The sequence below is a fragment of the Pseudomonas sp. MOIL14HWK12:I2 genome, from assembly GCF_000510745.1.
Taxonomy (GTDB): domain Bacteria; phylum Pseudomonadota; class Gammaproteobacteria; order Pseudomonadales; family Pseudomonadaceae; genus Chryseomonas; species Chryseomonas oryzihabitans.
The window spans coordinates 1-16,439 of the sequence record NZ_AZOA01000021.1 but is presented as its reverse complement, the minus strand read 5'-3'; the positions used below and the strand labels follow the sequence as shown (position 1 = coordinate 16,439).

General features: G+C 61.3%; 13 protein-coding genes and 1 tRNA gene. All 14 read left to right on the top strand.

Going from position 1 to position 16,439, the window contains the following annotated elements:
• The coding region (locus PSK12I2_RS0116330; RefSeq protein WP_027599184.1) for an EF-Tu/IF-2/RF-3 family GTPase at window positions 1-444 on the top strand (444 nt) is incomplete at its 5' end.
• 54 nt (window positions 445-498) lie between these two features.
• Window positions 499-574, top strand: a tRNA-Trp gene (locus tag PSK12I2_RS0116325).
• Window positions 575-609: 35 nt separating this feature from the next.
• The gene (gene secE, locus PSK12I2_RS0116320; RefSeq protein ID WP_027599188.1) at window positions 610-978 is read left to right on the top strand and encodes a preprotein translocase subunit SecE; all 369 of its coding nucleotides are present in this window, start codon (window positions 610-612) and stop codon (window positions 976-978) included.
• Between the two features lie 11 nt (window positions 979-989).
• Window positions 990-1,523, top strand: a complete 534-nt coding sequence (gene nusG, locus PSK12I2_RS0116315) for a transcription termination/antitermination protein NusG (RefSeq protein ID WP_007163096.1) — start codon at window positions 990-992, stop codon at window positions 1,521-1,523.
• Between the two features lie 112 nt (window positions 1,524-1,635).
• The gene (gene rplK / locus PSK12I2_RS0116310) at window positions 1,636-2,067 is read left to right on the top strand and encodes a 50S ribosomal protein L11 (RefSeq protein ID WP_007163095.1); all 432 of its coding nucleotides are present in this window, start codon (window positions 1,636-1,638) and stop codon (window positions 2,065-2,067) included.
• On the top strand, window positions 2,067-2,762 hold the full coding sequence (gene rplA, locus PSK12I2_RS0116305) for a 50S ribosomal protein L1 (protein ID WP_007163094.1): 696 nt from the start codon (window positions 2,067-2,069) through the stop codon (window positions 2,760-2,762). Before rplK ends, rplA begins: the two co-directional genes overlap by 1 nt.
• Window positions 2,763-2,970: 208 nt before the next feature.
• Window positions 2,971-3,471 (top strand): 50S ribosomal protein L10, encoded by a 501-nt coding sequence (gene rplJ, locus PSK12I2_RS0116300; protein WP_007163093.1) that lies wholly within the window; start codon window positions 2,971-2,973, stop codon window positions 3,469-3,471.
• A gap of 79 nt (window positions 3,472-3,550) precedes the next feature.
• The gene (gene rplL, locus PSK12I2_RS0116295; RefSeq protein WP_017641869.1) at window positions 3,551-3,919 is read left to right on the top strand and encodes a 50S ribosomal protein L7/L12; all 369 of its coding nucleotides are present in this window, start codon (window positions 3,551-3,553) and stop codon (window positions 3,917-3,919) included.
• 224 nt (window positions 3,920-4,143) lie between these two features.
• Window positions 4,144-8,217, top strand: coding sequence for a DNA-directed RNA polymerase subunit beta (rpoB, locus tag PSK12I2_RS0116290; RefSeq protein ID WP_027599187.1), 4,074 nt, complete (start codon window positions 4,144-4,146; stop codon window positions 8,215-8,217).
• A gap of 62 nt (window positions 8,218-8,279) precedes the next feature.
• Window positions 8,280-12,479 carry a DNA-directed RNA polymerase subunit beta' gene (rpoC, locus tag PSK12I2_RS0116285; protein ID WP_017641871.1) on the top strand — a complete coding sequence of 1,400 codons (4,200 nt, stop codon included), beginning with the start codon at window positions 8,280-8,282 and terminating at the stop codon, window positions 12,477-12,479.
• Between the two features lie 165 nt (window positions 12,480-12,644).
• Window positions 12,645-13,016: a 30S ribosomal protein S12 gene (rpsL, locus tag PSK12I2_RS0116280; RefSeq protein ID WP_007163089.1), complete on the top strand. Its 372-nt coding sequence runs from the start codon at window positions 12,645-12,647 to the stop codon at window positions 13,014-13,016.
• 86 nt (window positions 13,017-13,102) lie between these two features.
• Window positions 13,103-13,576, top strand: coding sequence for a 30S ribosomal protein S7 (rpsG, locus tag PSK12I2_RS0116275; RefSeq protein WP_007163088.1), 474 nt, complete (start codon window positions 13,103-13,105; stop codon window positions 13,574-13,576).
• Window positions 13,577-13,606: 30 nt separating this feature from the next.
• Window positions 13,607-15,709: an elongation factor G gene (gene fusA, locus PSK12I2_RS0116270; protein ID WP_027599186.1), complete on the top strand. Its 2,103-nt coding sequence runs from the start codon at window positions 13,607-13,609 to the stop codon at window positions 15,707-15,709.
• A 28-nt stretch (window positions 15,710-15,737) separates the two neighbouring features.
• Window positions 15,738-16,439: GTP-binding protein (locus PSK12I2_RS0116265; protein WP_027599185.1), on the top strand; the 702-nt coding region annotated here is incomplete at its 3' end.

The following is a 16,439-nucleotide window of genomic DNA, read 5'->3' as shown; positions in this document are numbered from 1 at the left end:
ATCAAGGCCACCGTCAAGACCACCTGCACCGGCGTTGAAATGTTCCGCAAGCTGCTGGACGAAGGCCGTGCTGGCGAGAACGTCGGCGTGCTGCTGCGTGGCACCAAGCGTGAAGACGTGGAGCGTGGCCAGGTTCTGGCCAAGCCGAACACCATCAAGCCGCACACCAAGTTCGAGTGCGAAGTGTACGTGCTGTCCAAGGAAGAAGGTGGTCGTCACACCCCGTTCTTCAAGGGCTACCGTCCGCAGTTCTACTTCCGCACCACCGACGTGACCGGTAACTGCGAACTGCCGGAAGGCGTCGAGATGGTGATGCCGGGCGACAACATCAAGATGGTTGTCACCCTGATCGCTCCGATCGCGATGGAAGATGGTCTGCGTTTCGCCATCCGTGAAGGCGGTCGTACCGTCGGCGCCGGCGTGGTTGCCAAGATCATCGAGTAATCGATTGATCTTGGACTGTCAGGCCGGCATAATGGTCGGCCTGATTCAAGTTACAGGCCAGTAGCTCAATTGGCAGAGCGGCGGTCTCCAAAACCGCAGGTTGGGGGTTCGATTCCCTCCTGGCCTGCCAGATTCCCATCTGGCACTCCTTACAGGATTCATGCAATGAGCATCAAGGCGGAAGCCAAAGAGTCGCGCTTCGATGCGCTGAAGTGGCTGGTGGTTGTCGTTCTGGTAGCGGTCGGTGTTGTTGCCAACCACTACTTCGCTGCTCAGTCCATCCTGTATCGAGTGGTAGGTCTGTTGGTGCTGGCAGTCATTGCTGCCTTTGTTGCCCTGCAGACCGCCAAGGGGCAGGCCTTCTTCGGCTTGCTGAAAGACGCCCGTACCGAGATTCGCAAGGTTGTCTGGCCTACCCGGCAAGAGACCACTCAGACCACGCTGATCGTGGTTGCCGTGGTGCTCGTGATGGCTTTGTTGTTGTGGGGGCTCGACTCCCTGCTCGGTTGGCTGGTTTCCACGATTGTTGGTTGAAAGGGTTCGCCGTGGCTAAGCGTTGGTACGTCGTGCATGCCTACTCGGGTTACGAGAAGCATGTCATGCGTTCGTTGATCGAGCGCGTCAAGCTGCACGAAATGGAAGACCAGTTCGGCGACATTCTCGTGCCCACCGAAGAAGTGGTGGAAATGCGCAATGGCCAGAAGCGCAAGAGCGAGCGTAAGTTTTTCCCGGGCTACGTCCTGGTGCAGATGGAAATGAACGAAGGGACCTGGCACCTGGTCAAGGATACCCCTCGGGTCATGGGCTTCATCGGCGGTACCGCCGACAAGCCGGCACCCATCACTGATCGTGAAGCGGACGCCATTCTGCGTCGTGTCTCCGACAGCAGCGACAAGCCCAAGCCGAAGACCCTGTTCGAGGCTGGCGAGACGGTTCGAGTGGTAGATGGTCCGTTCGCCGACTTCAATGGCGTCGTCGAAGAAGTAAATTACGAGAAGAGCCGCATCCACGTGGCGGTACTGATCTTTGGTCGGTCCACCCCTGTGGAGCTCGAGTTCAGCCAGGTCGAAAAGGTCTAGGTTGTCCGCATCCCTCACCCCGTAGCTCAGGCTGCGGGGTTTTGTCGTCACTGGGATATAGCAAGTAATTGGGGAGCCCCGCGGGGCGTTGAACCCATCATTGGAGTAGCACATGGCTAAGAAGATTCAGGCTTACATCAAGCTGCAGGTTAAGGCCGCTCAAGCCAACCCGAGCCCGCCGGTCGGTCCGGCGCTGGGTCAGCACGGCGTCAACATCATGGAATTCTGCAAGGCGTTCAACGCCCGCACCCAGGGCATGGAGCCTGGTCTGCCCACCCCGGTGATCATCACCGTGTACAGCGACCGCAGCTTCACCTTCGAAATCAAGAGCACCCCGGCTTCCGTGCTGCTCAAGAAGGCTGCTGGCATTCAGAGCGGTTCCGCTCGTCCCAACAGCCAGAAGGTCGGTACCGTCACCCGCGCCCAGCTGGAAGAGATCGCCAAGACCAAGAATGCCGATCTCACCGCCGCCGATATGGACGCCGCCGTGCGTACCATCGCCGGTTCCGCTCGTAGCATGGGTCTGAATGTGGAGGGCGTGTAATGGCCAAGCTCACTAAGCGTCAAAAGGCTATCGCCGAAAAAATCCAGGCTGGCAAGCAGTACGGCTTCGAAGAAGCTGCAGCCCTGCTGGCCGAGCTGTCCACCATCAAGTTCAAGGAGTCCATCGACGTCTCCGTGAACCTGGGCGTGGATCCGCGTAAATCCGACCAGGTCGTCCGTGGCGCCACCGTGCTGCCCAACGGCACCGGCAAGTCGGTTCGCGTTGCCGTGTTCACCCAGGGTGCCAATGCCGAAGCTGCACTGGCCGCTGGTGCCGAGAAAGTCGGCATGGACGAACTGGCTGCCGAAATGAAGGCCGGCGACCTGAACTACGACGTCGTCATCGCCTCGCCGGACGCCATGCGTGTTGTTGGCCAGCTGGGTCAGCTGCTCGGCCCGCGCGGTCTGATGCCCAACCCCAAGGTTGGCACCGTGACCCCGGACGTCGCTACCGCCGTCAAGAATGCCAAGGCTGGTCAGGTGCGCTTCCGTACCGACAAGAACGGCATCATCCACGCTTCCGTTGGCAAGATCGATTTCGAGCCCGTGAAGCTGAAGCAGAACGTTGAAGCTCTGCTGGCCGACCTGAAGCGCCTGAAGCCCTCGACCTCCAAGGGCATCTACGTCAAGCGCATCACCCTGAGCTCCACCATGGGCCCGGGTCTGCAGATCGACCAGGCTTCCCTGGAAGCCTAAGCAAGTTGCAAGTCGCCGTGCCCTCGGGCACGGCGCCAAGATTGGGGTCCCTGCCTGGCGGGGGCTGTCCAAGACCGTAGGGGACGCAGGTCTTAAACCGGGGAAACCCTAGCCTACGCAGATGGTGCTCCCGATTCGGTTACCGAGTCAGACACCAAAACGCCGCCCAGTCCATCGGGCGAAACGGTAACATCCAGGAGTTAAACCCGTGGCAATCAAACTCGAAGACAAGAAGGCTATCGTCGCTGAAGTCAACGAGGCTGCCCAAGGTGCCCTGTCCGCTGTCGTGGCCGATGCCCGTGGCGTGACTGTGGGTGCCATGACCGGACTCCGTAAAGAGGCCCGCGCGGCCGGTGTCTATGTGCGTGTCGTACGTAACACCCTGCTGCGTCGTGCCGTTGAAGGTACGTCTTTCGACGTCCTCAACGACACCTTCAAGGGCCCGACCCTGATCGCGTTCTCCCAGGAGCATCCGGGCGCTGCCGCCCGTATCTTCAAGGATTTCGCCAAGGGTCAGGACAAGTTCGAGATCAAGGCCGCCGCGTTCGAAGGCAAGCTCATTCCGGCTAACCAGATCGACGTACTGGCATCGCTGCCGACCTACGACGAAGCTGTGTCCCAGCTGATGAGCGTCATCCAGGGCGCTACCAGCAAGCTGGCTCGTACCCTCGCCGCCATTCGCGACCAAAAGGAAGCTGCCGCCGCCTGATCAGGCGTGCTGCGTTTCCTGCAAGTCTTTCTTATTATTTGCGGCCTGAAGCCGCACCCTGTTATAGGAATATAGAGTCATGGCTCTGACCAACGAAGACATCATCAACGCCGTATCCGAAATGTCCGTCATGCAAGTGGTGGAACTGATCAAGGCGATGGAAGAGAAGTTCGGCGTGACCGCCGCTGCCGCCGTTGCCGCTGGCCCGGCTGCTGCCGCTGCCGTCGTCGAAGAGCAGACCGAATTCACCATCATGTTGACCGAAGCCGGCGACAAGAAAGTGAACGTCATCAAGGTCGTTCGTGAACTGACCGGTCTGGGCCTGAAAGAAGCCAAGGCTGTCGTTGACGGCGCCCCGGGCGTGGTCAAGGAAGGCGTTTCCAAAGAGGAAGCCGAGGCTGCCAAGAAGTCTCTGGAAGAAGCAGGCGCCAAGGTCGAGCTCAAGTAAGTTCGGTTCTTGCGTCTACAGCCAGAACGTCTCACGTTCGGCTGATGGCTGGTGGCGAACGCCACCGGCCTTTTGCCGTTTTGTGCAGGGCGAGCATATCCGCCTGGCAAAACGCGCTGTATCCACCTCGCTCTCGGGGTGCAGCAAACCAAGGGTTTGCACGATTTTCCGGCTGCTCCCGTCGGAGAGGCCAAACAAGCTGGTGACCAAGCTGGGGAACGCTGATGGCTTACTCATACACTGAGAAAAAACGTATCCGCAAGGACTTTAGCAAGTTGCCGCACGTCATGGACGTGCCCTATTTGCTGGCTATCCAACTGGATTCGTACCGCGAATTCCTGCAGGCGGGCGCAGGCAAAGACCAGTTCCGCGATATCGGCCTGCATGCGGCCTTCAAGTCCGTTTTCCCGATTATCAGCTATTCCGGCAATGCGGCCCTGGAATACGTCGGCTATCGCCTGGGCGAGCCGGCTTTCGATGTCAAGGAATGCGTCCTGCGCGGCGTGACCTTCGCCGTCCCGCTGCGGGTCAAGGTTCGCCTGATCATTTTCGACCGCGAGTCGTCGAACAAGGCGATCAAGGACATCAAGGAGCAGGAAGTCTACATGGGGGAAATCCCCCTGATGACCGAGAACGGTACCTTCATCATCAACGGTACCGAGCGTGTCATCGTGTCCCAGCTGCACCGCAGCCCGGGCGTGTTCTTCGATCACGACCGCGGCAAGACCCACAGCTCGGGCAAGCTGCTGTACTCGGCGCGCATCATTCCTTACCGCGGCTCCTGGCTGGACTTCGAGTTCGACCCCAAGGACGCCGTGTTCGTGCGTATCGACCGGCGCCGCAAGCTGCCGGCCTCGGTACTGCTGCGCGCGCTCGGCTACAGCACCGAAGAAGTGCTGGATGCCTTCTATGACACCAACGTCTTCCACATCAAGGGCGAGACCCTGAATCTGGAACTGGTGCCCCAGCGCCTGCGTGGTGACATCGCCAGCTTCGACATCAAGGACGAAACCGGCAAGGTGATCGTGGAGCAGGGCCGTCGCGTGACCGCCCGCCACATCAACCAGCTGGAGAAGTCCGGCATCACCGAGCTGGAAGTGCCCTTCGATTACGTCATTGGCCGTACCACCGCCAAGGCCATCGTGCACCCGTCCACCGGCGAGATCATCGCCGAGTGCAACACCGAGCTGACCCTGGACATGCTGGCCAAGATGGCCAAGGCCAATGTCGTACGGCTCGAGACGCTGTACACCAACGACATCGACTGTGGCCCGTTCATCTCCGATACCCTGAAGATCGATTCCACCGGCAACCAGCTGGAAGCCCTGGTCGAAATCTATCGGATGATGCGTCCTGGCGAGCCGCCGACCAAGGAAGCTGCCGAGACCCTGTTCAACAACCTGTTCTTCAGCGCCGAGCGTTACGACCTGTCCGCTGTCGGCCGCATGAAGTTCAACCGCCGTATCGGTCGCGATGCCATCGAAGGCTCGGGCGTCCTGAGCCGCGAAGACATCGTCGATGTGCTCAAGACCCTGGTCGACATCCGTAACGGCAAGGGCATCGTCGACGACATCGACCACCTGGGCAACCGTCGCGTCCGTTGCGTCGGTGAAATGGCCGAGAACCAGTTCCGCGTGGGCCTGGTGCGGGTGGAGCGTGCTGTCAAGGAACGCCTGTCCATGGCCGAAAGCGAAGGCCTGATGCCGCAGGACCTGATCAACGCCAAGCCGGTGGCCGCCGCGATCAAGGAATTCTTCGGTTCCAGCCAGCTGTCCCAGTTCATGGACCAGAACAACCCGCTGTCGGAGATCACCCACAAGCGCCGTGTCTCCGCACTCGGCCCGGGCGGTCTGACCCGTGAGCGCGCCGGCTTCGAAGTCCGTGACGTACACCCGACGCACTACGGCCGGGTCTGCCCGATCGAAACGCCGGAAGGTCCGAACATCGGTCTGATCAACTCCCTGGCTGCCTATGCCCGCACCAACCAGTACGGCTTCCTCGAAAGCCCGTACCGCATGGTCAAGGACGGCGTGGCCACCGACGAGATCGTCTTCCTGTCGGCCATCGAAGAAGCCAACCACGTGATCGCCCAGGCCTCCGCCGGGCTGGACGAGAACAACCGGCTGATCGACGAGCTGGTCGCCGTGCGTCACCTGAACGAATTCACCGTCAAGGCGCCCGAAGACGTCACCCTGATGGACGTTTCGCCCAAGCAGGTCGTCTCCGTCGCCGCCTCGCTGATTCCGTTCCTCGAGCACGACGACGCCAACCGCGCGTTGATGGGTTCGAACATGCAGCGTCAGGCCGTACCGACCCTGCGTTCGGACAAGCCGCTGGTAGGTACCGGCATGGAGCGCAACGTCGCCCGTGACTCCGGCGTCTGCGTCGTGGCCCGTCGGGGTGGCGTGATCGACTCCGTCGATGCCAGCCGTATCGTGGTGCGGGTCAACGATGACGAAGTCGAGACCGGTGAAGCCGGCGTCGACATCTACAACCTGACCAAGTACACCCGTTCCAACCAGAACACCTGCATCAACCAGCGTCCGCTGGTGAGCAAGGGTGATCAGGTGGCCAAGTTCGACATCCTGGCCGATGGCCCCTCGACCGACATGGGCGAGCTGGCGCTGGGTCAGAACATGCGCGTGGCCTTCATGCCCTGGAACGGCTTCAACTTCGAAGACTCCATCTGTCTGTCGGAGCGCGTGGTCCAGGAAGACCGCTTCACCACCATCCACATCCAGGAACTGACCTGTGTGGCCCGTGACACCAAACTCGGCCCGGAGGAGATCACCTCCGACATCCCGAACGTGGGTGAGGCTGCGCTGAACAAGCTGGACGAGGCCGGTATCGTCTACGTCGGTGCCGAAGTCGGTGCCGGTGACATCCTGGTCGGCAAGGTCACGCCCAAGGGCGAAACCCAGCTGACCCCGGAAGAGAAGCTGCTGCGCGCCATCTTCGGCGAGAAGGCCAGCGATGTTAAGGACACCTCCCTGCGCGTGCCCACCGGCACCAAGGGTACCGTCATCGACGTCCAGGTCTTCACCCGTGACGGTGTCGAGCGCGACTCCCGCGCCCTGGCCATCGAGAAGTCCCAGCTCGACGAGATTCGCAAGGATCTGAACGAAGAGTTCCGCATCGTCGAAGGCGCGACCTTCGAGCGTCTGCGTCAGGCCCTGGTCGGTCAGGTCGCCGAAGGCGGCCCGGCGGTCAAGAAGGGTGCCGTCATCACCGACGAGTACCTGAATGGCCTCGAGCGCGGTCAGTGGTTCAAGCTGCGCATGGCGGAAGATGCTCACAACGAGCAGCTGGAAAAGGCCCAGGCCTACCTGTCCGACCGTCGCCAGCTGCTGGACGACAAGTTCGAAGACAAGAAGCGCAAGCTGCAGCAGGGCGATGACCTGGCTCCGGGCGTACTGAAGATCGTCAAGGTCTACCTCGCCATCAAGCGCCGCATCCAGCCGGGCGACAAGATGGCCGGTCGCCACGGTAACAAGGGTGTGGTCTCGGTGATCATGCCGGTCGAAGACATGCCCTACGACGCCAACGGCACGCCGGTGGACATCGTGCTGAACCCGCTGGGCGTACCTTCGCGGATGAACGTCGGTCAAATCCTCGAAACCCACCTGGGCCTTGCGGCCAAGGGCCTGGGCGAGAAGATCAACGTGATGATCGAAGAGCAGCGCAAGGTCGCCGAACTGCGTGGCTTCCTGCACGAGATCTACAACGAGATCGGTGGCCGTCAGGAGAAGCTGGACGACCTGAGCGATCAGGAAATCCTCGACCTGGCGAAGAACCTGCGCGGTGGTGTTCCCATGGCCACGCCGGTGTTCGACGGTGCCAAGGAGCGCGAGATCAAGGCTATGCTGAAGCTGGCCGATCTGCCCGAGAGCGGCCAGATGCGTCTGTATGACGGTCGCACCGGCAACGCCTTCGAGCGCACCACCACCGTTGGCTACATGTACATGCTCAAGCTGAACCACCTGGTGGACGACAAGATGCACGCCCGTTCCACCGGCTCCTACAGCCTGGTTACCCAGCAGCCGCTGGGTGGTAAGGCGCAGTTCGGTGGTCAGCGTTTCGGGGAGATGGAGGTCTGGGCACTGGAGGCCTATGGCGCGGCTTACACCCTGCAGGAAATGCTGACGGTGAAGTCGGACGATGTGAACGGCCGGACCAAGATGTACAAGAACATCGTGGACGGGGATCACCGCATGGAGGCCGGCATGCCCGAGTCCTTCAACGTACTGATCAAGGAAATCCGCTCGCTCGGCATCGATATCGAACTGGAAACCGAATAACACGAGACCCTAGAGGAGACGACCGCGCGGCGGTCGTCTCCGGTCCGTGAGGAGGAAAGGCCTTGAAAGACTTGCTCAATCTGTTGAAAAACCAGGGTCAACTCGAAGAGTTCGATGCCATCCGTATCGGTCTGGCCTCGCCCGAGATGATTCGTTCCTGGTCGTTCGGTGAAGTGAAGAAGCCGGAGACCATCAACTACCGTACCTTCAAGCCCGAGCGCGATGGTCTGTTCTGCGCCAAGATCTTTGGCCCGGTCAAGGACTACGAGTGCCTGTGTGGAAAGTACAAGCGCCTCAAGCACCGCGGCGTGATCTGCGAGAAGTGCGGCGTGGAAGTCGCCCTGGCCAAGGTGCGCCGCGAGCGCATGGGCCACATCGAGCTGGCTTCGCCCGTCGCCCACATCTGGTTCCTGAAGTCGCTGCCGTCCCGTATCGGCCTGCTGCTGGACATGACCCTGCGTGACATCGAGCGCGTGCTCTATTTCGAGAGCTACGTGGTGATCGACCCGGGCATGACCACCCTCGAGAAGTACCAGCTGCTCAACGACGAGCAGTACTTCGAGGCCCTGGAAGAATTCGGCGACGACTTCGATGCCCGCATGGGTGCGGAAGCCGTGTTCCAACTGCTCGGCGCCATTGATCTGGAGCACGAGATCGGTCGCCTGCGCGAAGAGATTCCGCAGACCAACTCCGAGACCAAGATCAAGAAGCTGTCCAAGCGCCTGAAGCTGATGGAAGCCTTCCAGGGCTCCGGCAACAAGCCGGAGTGGATGGTCATGACCGTGCTGCCCGTGCTGCCGCCGGACCTGCGTCCGCTGGTACCGCTGGATGGCGGCCGCTTCGCGACCTCCGACCTGAACGATCTCTATCGTCGCGTCATCAACCGGAACAACCGCCTCAAGCGGCTGCTCGACCTGGCTGCGCCCGACATCATCGTGCGCAACGAGAAGCGCATGCTGCAGGAAGCCGTTGACGCCCTGCTGGACAACGGCCGTCGCGGTCGTGCCATCACCGGTTCCAACAAGCGCCCGCTGAAGTCCCTGGCCGACATGATCAAGGGCAAGCAAGGTCGTTTCCGTCAGAACCTGCTGGGCAAGCGCGTCGACTACTCCGGTCGTTCCGTGATCACCGTGGGCCCGACCCTGCGTCTGCACCAGTGCGGTCTGCCCAAGAAGATGGCCCTGGAGCTGTTCAAGCCGTTCATCTTCGGCAAGCTGGAGGCCCGTGGCATGGCGACCACCATCAAGGCCGCCAAGAAGATGGTCGAGCGCGAACTGCCCGAGGTCTGGGACGTTCTCGCCGAAGTCATCCGCGAACACCCCGTGCTGCTCAACCGCGCCCCGACCCTGCACCGTCTGGGCATCCAGGCGTTCGAGCCGGTCCTCATCGAAGGCAAGGCGATCCAGCTGCACCCGCTGGTCTGCGCCGCGTACAACGCCGACTTCGACGGTGACCAGATGGCCGTGCACGTGCCGCTGACGCTGGAAGCCCAGCTGGAAGCGCGCGCCCTGATGATGTCGACCAACAACATCCTGTCGCCCGCCAACGGCGAGCCGATCATCGTGCCGTCGCAGGACGTGGTTCTGGGTCTGTACTACATGACCCGTGAAGCCATCAACGCCAAGGGCGAAGGCCGCGTGTTCGCCGACCTGCAGGAAGTCGATCGCGTCTTCCGTGCCGGCGAAGCCGCGCTGCACGCCAAGGTCAAGGTGCGCATCAACGAGACCATCCGTCACAAGGACGGCAGCCTGACCAAGAACACCCGCATCGTCGACACCACCGTCGGCCGCGCGCTGCTGTTCCAGGTCGTGCCCGCCGGTCTGCCGTACGACGTGGTCAACCAGTCGATGAAGAAGAAGGCCATCTCCAAGCTGATCAACCACTGCTACCGCGTGGTGGGTCTGAAGGACACCGTCATCTTCGCCGACCAGCTGATGTACACCGGTTTCGCCTATTCGACCCTGTCCGGCGTCTCCATCGGCGTCAACGACTTCGTCATCCCGGACGAGAAGGCCCGCATCATCGATGCCGCCACCGCCGAGGTAAAGGAGATCGAGAGCCAGTACGCCTCCGGCCTGGTGACCCAGGGCGAGAAGTACAACAAGGTGATCGACCTCTGGTCGAAGGCCAACGACGAAGTGTCCAAGGCGATGATGACCAACCTCTCGAAAGAGAAGGTCATCGACCGCGAGGGCAAGGAAGTCGACCAGGAGTCCTTCAACTCCATGTACATGATGGCCGATTCCGGCGCCCGGGGTTCCGCGGCCCAGATTCGTCAGCTCGCCGGCATGCGTGGCCTGATGGCCAAGCCGGACGGCTCCATCATCGAGACGCCCATCACCGCCAACTTCCGTGAAGGCCTGAACGTACTCCAGTACTTCATCTCCACCCACGGTGCCCGTAAGGGTCTGGCGGATACCGCCCTGAAGACCGCGAACTCCGGTTACCTGACCCGTCGTCTCGTCGACGTGGCCCAGGATCTGGTGGTGACCGAGGTCGACTGCGGTACCGAGCGCGGCCTGATCATGACCCCGCACATCGAAGGCGGCGACGTGGTCGAGCCCCTGGGCGAGCGCGTTCTGGGTCGGGTCATCGCCCGCGACGTGCCCAAGCCGGGTACCGAAGAGATCATCGTGCCGGCCGGCACCTTGGTCGACGAGCGCTGGGTCGAGTTCCTCGAGCTCAACAGCGTCGACGAAGTCGTGGTGCGTTCGCCGATCACCTGCGAAACCCGTCATGGCATCTGCGCCAAGTGCTACGGTCGCGATCTGGCCCGTGGTCACCAGGTCAACATCGGTGAAGCGGTCGGCGTCATCGCCGCCCAGTCCATCGGTGAGCCGGGTACCCAGCTGACCATGCGTACCTTCCACATCGGTGGTGCGGCCAGCCGGACTTCCGCGGCCGACAGCGTCCAGGTCAAGAACGGCGGTGCCATCCGCCTGCACAACCTGAAGCACGTCGAACGTGCCGACGGTGCCTTGGTTGCCGTGTCCCGTTCCGGTGAACTGGCGATCGCCGACGACTTCGGTCGTGAGCGCGAGCGCTACAAGCTGCCCTACGGTGCGGTGATCTCGGTCAAGGAAGGCGACAAGGTCGACGCTGGCGCCATTGTCGCCAAGTGGGACCCGCACACCCACCCCATCGTCACCGAGATGGACGGTACCGTGGCCTTCGTCGGCATGGAGGAGGGCATCACCATCAAGCGCCAGACCGACGAACTGACCGGTCTGACCAACATCGAGGTGCTCGACGCCAAGGATCGCCCGACTTCCGGCAAGGACATCCGTCCGGCGGTCAAGCTGATCGACGCCAACGGCAAGGACCTGCTGCTGCCGGGTACCGACGTACCGGCCCAGTACTTCCTGCCGCCGAACGCGCTGGTCAACCTGAGCGACGGTGCCAAGGTGCATGTGGGTGACGTTATCGCCCGTATCCCCCAGGAAACCTCCAAGACCCGCGACATCACCGGTGGTCTGCCCCGCGTGGCCGACCTCTTCGAAGCGCGTCGTCCGAAGGAGCCGGCAATCCTGGCGGAGATCAGCGGTACCATCTCCTTCGGCAAGGAAACCAAGGGCAAGCGTCGTCTGGTCATCACCCCGACCGACGGCACCGATCCCTACGAGGAGCTGATTCCGAAGTGGCGCCACCTGAACGTCTTCGAAGGCGAGCAGGTAAGCCGCGGCGAAGTCATCTCCGACGGTCCGAGCAACCCGCACGACATCCTGCGTCTGCTGGGTGTCAGCGCGCTGGCCAAGTACATCGTCAACGAGATCCAGGACGTGTACCGCCTGCAGGGCGTGAAGATCAACGACAAGCACATCGAGACCATCCTGCGGCAGATGCTGCGCAAGGTCGAGGTGAGCGATACCGGCGACTCGAGCTTCATCAAGGGCGATCAGGTCGAACTGACCCACGTCCTGGAAGAGAACGAGCAGCTGGTCGGCAATGATCGCTTCGTCGCCAAGTACGAGCGCGTGCTGCTGGGTATCACCAAGGCTTCGCTGTCCACCGAGTCCTTCATCTCGGCCGCTTCCTTCCAGGAGACCACCCGTGTCCTGACCGAGGCCGCCGTGACCGGCAAGCGCGACTTCCTGCGCGGCCTGAAGGAAAACGTGGTGGTGGGTCGTCTGATCCCGGCCGGTACCGGTCTGGCCTACCACAGCGAGCGCAAGCGCCAGCGCGAACTCGGCAAGCCGCAGCGCGTGAGCGCCAGCGAGGCCGAAGCCGCCCTGACCGAAGCGCTGAACTCCAGCGCCAGCTGAGTTCGGTAGCAGGTCTCGCTTGACAAAGCCCCCGGCGCCCCAGGCGTCCGGGGGCTTTGTCTTGACTGGAACGCCGAAGCTCTTTAGACTTTCGTTCCCCGAAAATGGGCAGGACTGACGTTCTGCTATTTCGTTTATGTCGCAAGACAATCAGTGGAGCTATAGATGGCAACTATCAACCAGCTGGTGCGTAGTGCACGCAAGCGTATCGTCGAGAAATCCGACGTACCTGCGCTGCAAAACTGCCCGCAACGTCGTGGCGTGTGCACCCGCGTGTACACCACCACTCCCAAGAAGCCCAACTCCGCACTGCGGAAGGTCTGCCGTGTGCGTCTGACCAACGGCTTCGAAGTCACCTCCTACATCGGCGGTGAAGGTCACAACCTGCAGGAACACAGCGTCGTGCTGATCCGCGGTGGCCGGGTCAAGGATCTGCCGGGTGTGCGTTATCACACCGTGCGCGGCTCGCTGGACACCACCGGTGTGAAGGACCGCAAGCAGGGCCGTTCCAAGTACGGCACCAAGCGTCCGAAGTAACCACCTTTCTTTTTGTTCGAGTCGATAAGAGTAAGGTCGGGCAACGAGTCCCGAGCTAACCTGAAGACCGTTTTGAGGGCTTATCAATGCCAAGACGTCGTGTAGCGGCCAAGCGCGAAATACTTGACGATCCGAAATACGGAAGCCAGATCCTGGCCAAGTTCATGAACCACGTGATGGAGAGCGGCAAGAAAGCCGTTGCCGAGCGTATCGTTTATGGTGCTCTGGACAAGGTCAAAGAGCGTTCCAAGAATGCCGAACCCCTGGAAGTTTTCGAAAAAGCGCTCGACGCCATCGCTCCGCTGGTCGAAGTGAAGTCCCGCCGTGTCGGCGGTGCTACCTACCAGGTGCCGGTTGAGGTTCGTCCTTCCCGTCGTAATGCCCTGGCCATGCGCTGGCTGGTGGACTCCGCGCGCAAGCGTGGTGAGAAGTCCATGGCTCTGCGCCTGGCGGGTGAACTCATGGACGCTTTTGAAGGCAAGGGTGCCGCAGTCAAGAAGCGCGAAGACGTGCATCGCATGGCAGAAGCCAACAAGGCCTTCTCGCACTACCGCTTCTAAGCCTAGCGCTTCCAATCAAGCGAGGACCTTATGGCTCGTACAACCGCTATTAACCGCTATCGGAACATCGGTATCTGCGCCCACGTGGACGCAGGTAAGACGACTACTACCGAGCGGATTCTGTTCTACACCGGCGTGAACCACAAAATGGGTGAGGTTCACGACGGCGCTGCGACCATGGACTGGATGGTGCAGGAGCAGGAGCGTGGTATCACCATCACCTCCGCTGCCACCACCGCGTTCTGGTCCGGTTCGACCAAGCAGTACGACAAGTACCGCGTAAACATCATCGATACCCCCGGCCACGTGGACTTCACCATTGAGGTGGAGCGTTCCCTGCGCGTGCTGGACGGTGCGGTCGTGGTGTTCTGCGGCACCTCCGGTGTCGAGCCTCAGTCCGAAACCGTATGGCGTCAGGCCAACAAGTACGGCGTACCGCGCATCGTCTACGTCAACAAGATGGACCGTGCCGGCGCCAACTTCCTGCGCGTCGTCGAGCAGATCAAGAAGCGCCTGGGCCACACTCCGGTCCCGGTTCAGCTGGCCATTGGCGCGGAAGAGAACTTCCAGGGCCAGATCGACCTGCTGAAGATGAAGGCCATCTTCTGGAACGATGACGACCAGGGCATGACCTACCGCGAGGAAGAGATTCCTGCGGGCATGCTGGCCGATGCCGAGCAGTGGCGCTCCAACATGGTCGAGGCTGCTGCCGAAGCCAACGAAGAGCTGATGAACAAGTACCTGGAAGAGGGCGAGCTGTCGATCGACGAGATCAAGGCCGGCCTGCGTCAGCGTACCATCGCCTGCGAAATCGTCCCGGCCGTCTGCGGTTCGTCCTTCAAGAACAAGGGCGTGCCCCTGGTTCTGGACGCCGTGATCGACTTCCTGCCGGCGCCCATCGAGATTCCCGCGATCAAGGGTACCAACCCGGACAACGAGGAAATCACCGACGAGCGTCACGCAGACGACAACGAGCCCTTCTCGGCTCTGGCGTTCAAGATCGCTACCGACCCCTTCGTGGGTACCTTGACCTTCGCCCGCGTCTACTCGGGTGTACTGAGCTCCGGTGACTCCGTCATCAACTCGGTGAAGGGCAAGAAGGAGCGCGTCGGCCGTATGGTGCAGATGCACGCCAACACCCGTGAAGAGATCAAGGAAGTTCGCGCTGGCGACATCGCCGCCCTGATCGGCATGAAGGACGTCACCACCGGTGACACCCTGTGCTCGATCGAAAAGCCGATCATCCTCGAGCGCATGGACTTCCCGGAGCCGGTGATCTCGGTCGCCGTCGAGCCGAAGACCAAGGCCGACCAGGAAAAGATGGGCATCGCACTGGGCAAGCTGGCCCAGGAAGACCCCTCGTTCCGCGTCAAGACCGACGAAGAGTCCGGTCAGACCATCATCTCCGGCATGGGCGAGCTGCACCTGGACATCCTGGTGGACCGCATGAAGCGCGAATTCGGCGTGGAAGCGAACATCGGTAAGCCTCAGGTCGCCTACCGCGAAACCATCCGCAACACCTGCGAGATCGAAGGCAAGTTCGTTCGTCAGTCGGGTGGTCGTGGCCAGTTCGGTCACTGCTGGATTCGCTTCGCACCGGCCGACGAAGGTCAGGAAGGTCTGGAGTTCGTCAGCGAAGTCGTGGGCGGTGTGATTCCGAAGGAATACATCCCGGCGATCCAGAAGGGCATCGAAGAGCAGATGAAGAACGGTATCGTTGCCGGCTATCCGCTGCTTGGCCTGAAGGCCGCTGTGTTCGACGGTTCCTACCACGACGTCGACTCCAACGAGATGGCGTTCAAGATCGCCGCCTCCATGGCGACCAAGCAGCTCACCCAGAAGGGTGGTGCCGTGCTGCTCGAGCCGATCATGAAGGTCGAGGTCGTGACCCCGGAAGACTACATGGGTGACGTCATGGGCGACCTGAACCGTCGTCGTGGCCTGATCCAGGGTATGGAAGACACCGTGACCGGCAAGGTCATCCGTGCCGAGGTTCCGCTGGGCGAGATGTTTGGCTACGCTACGGATGTCCGCTCCATGTCTCAGGGTCGCGCAAGCTACTCCATGGAGTTCTCCAAGTACGCCGAAGCTCCGTCGAACATCGCCGAAGCCATCATCAAGAAACAAGCTTAATCAGCGCTTTGACTAGAGGTTTTATCTCGTGGCTAAAGAAAAATTCGAACGTAACAAACCGCACCTGAACGTGGGCACCATCGGTCACGTTGACCATGGCAAGACCACTCTGACCGCAGCGCTGACCAAGGTCTGTGCCGATACCTGGGGCGGTTCCGCTCGTGGTTTCGACCAGATCGATAACGCGCCGGAAGAAAAGGCTCGCGGTATCACCATCAACACCTCCCACGTTGAGTACGACTCGGCGATCCGTCACTACGCGCACGTCGACTGCCCCGGCCACGCCGACTACGTGAAGAACATGATCACCGGTGCTGCCCAGATGGACGGCGCGATCCTGGTTTGCTCGGCTGCTGACGGCCCCATGCCGCAGACCCGCGAGCACATCCTGCTGTCCCGTCAGGTAGGCGTTCCCTACATCGTCGTGTTCCTGAACAAGGCCGACATGGTTGACGACGCCGAGCTGCTGGAACTGGTCGAAATGGAAGTTCGCGATCTGCTGAACACCTACGACTTCCCGGGCGACGACACTCCGATCGTTATCGGCTCCGCGCTGATGGCTCTGAACGGTCAGGATGACAACGAGATGGGCGTTTCCGCCGTGCGCAAGCTGGTCGAGACCCTGGACTCCTACATCCCCGAGCCCGAGCGCGCCATCGACAAGCCGTTCCTGATGCCGATCGAAGACGTGTTCTCGATCTCCGGTCGCGGCACCGTGGTAACCGGTCGT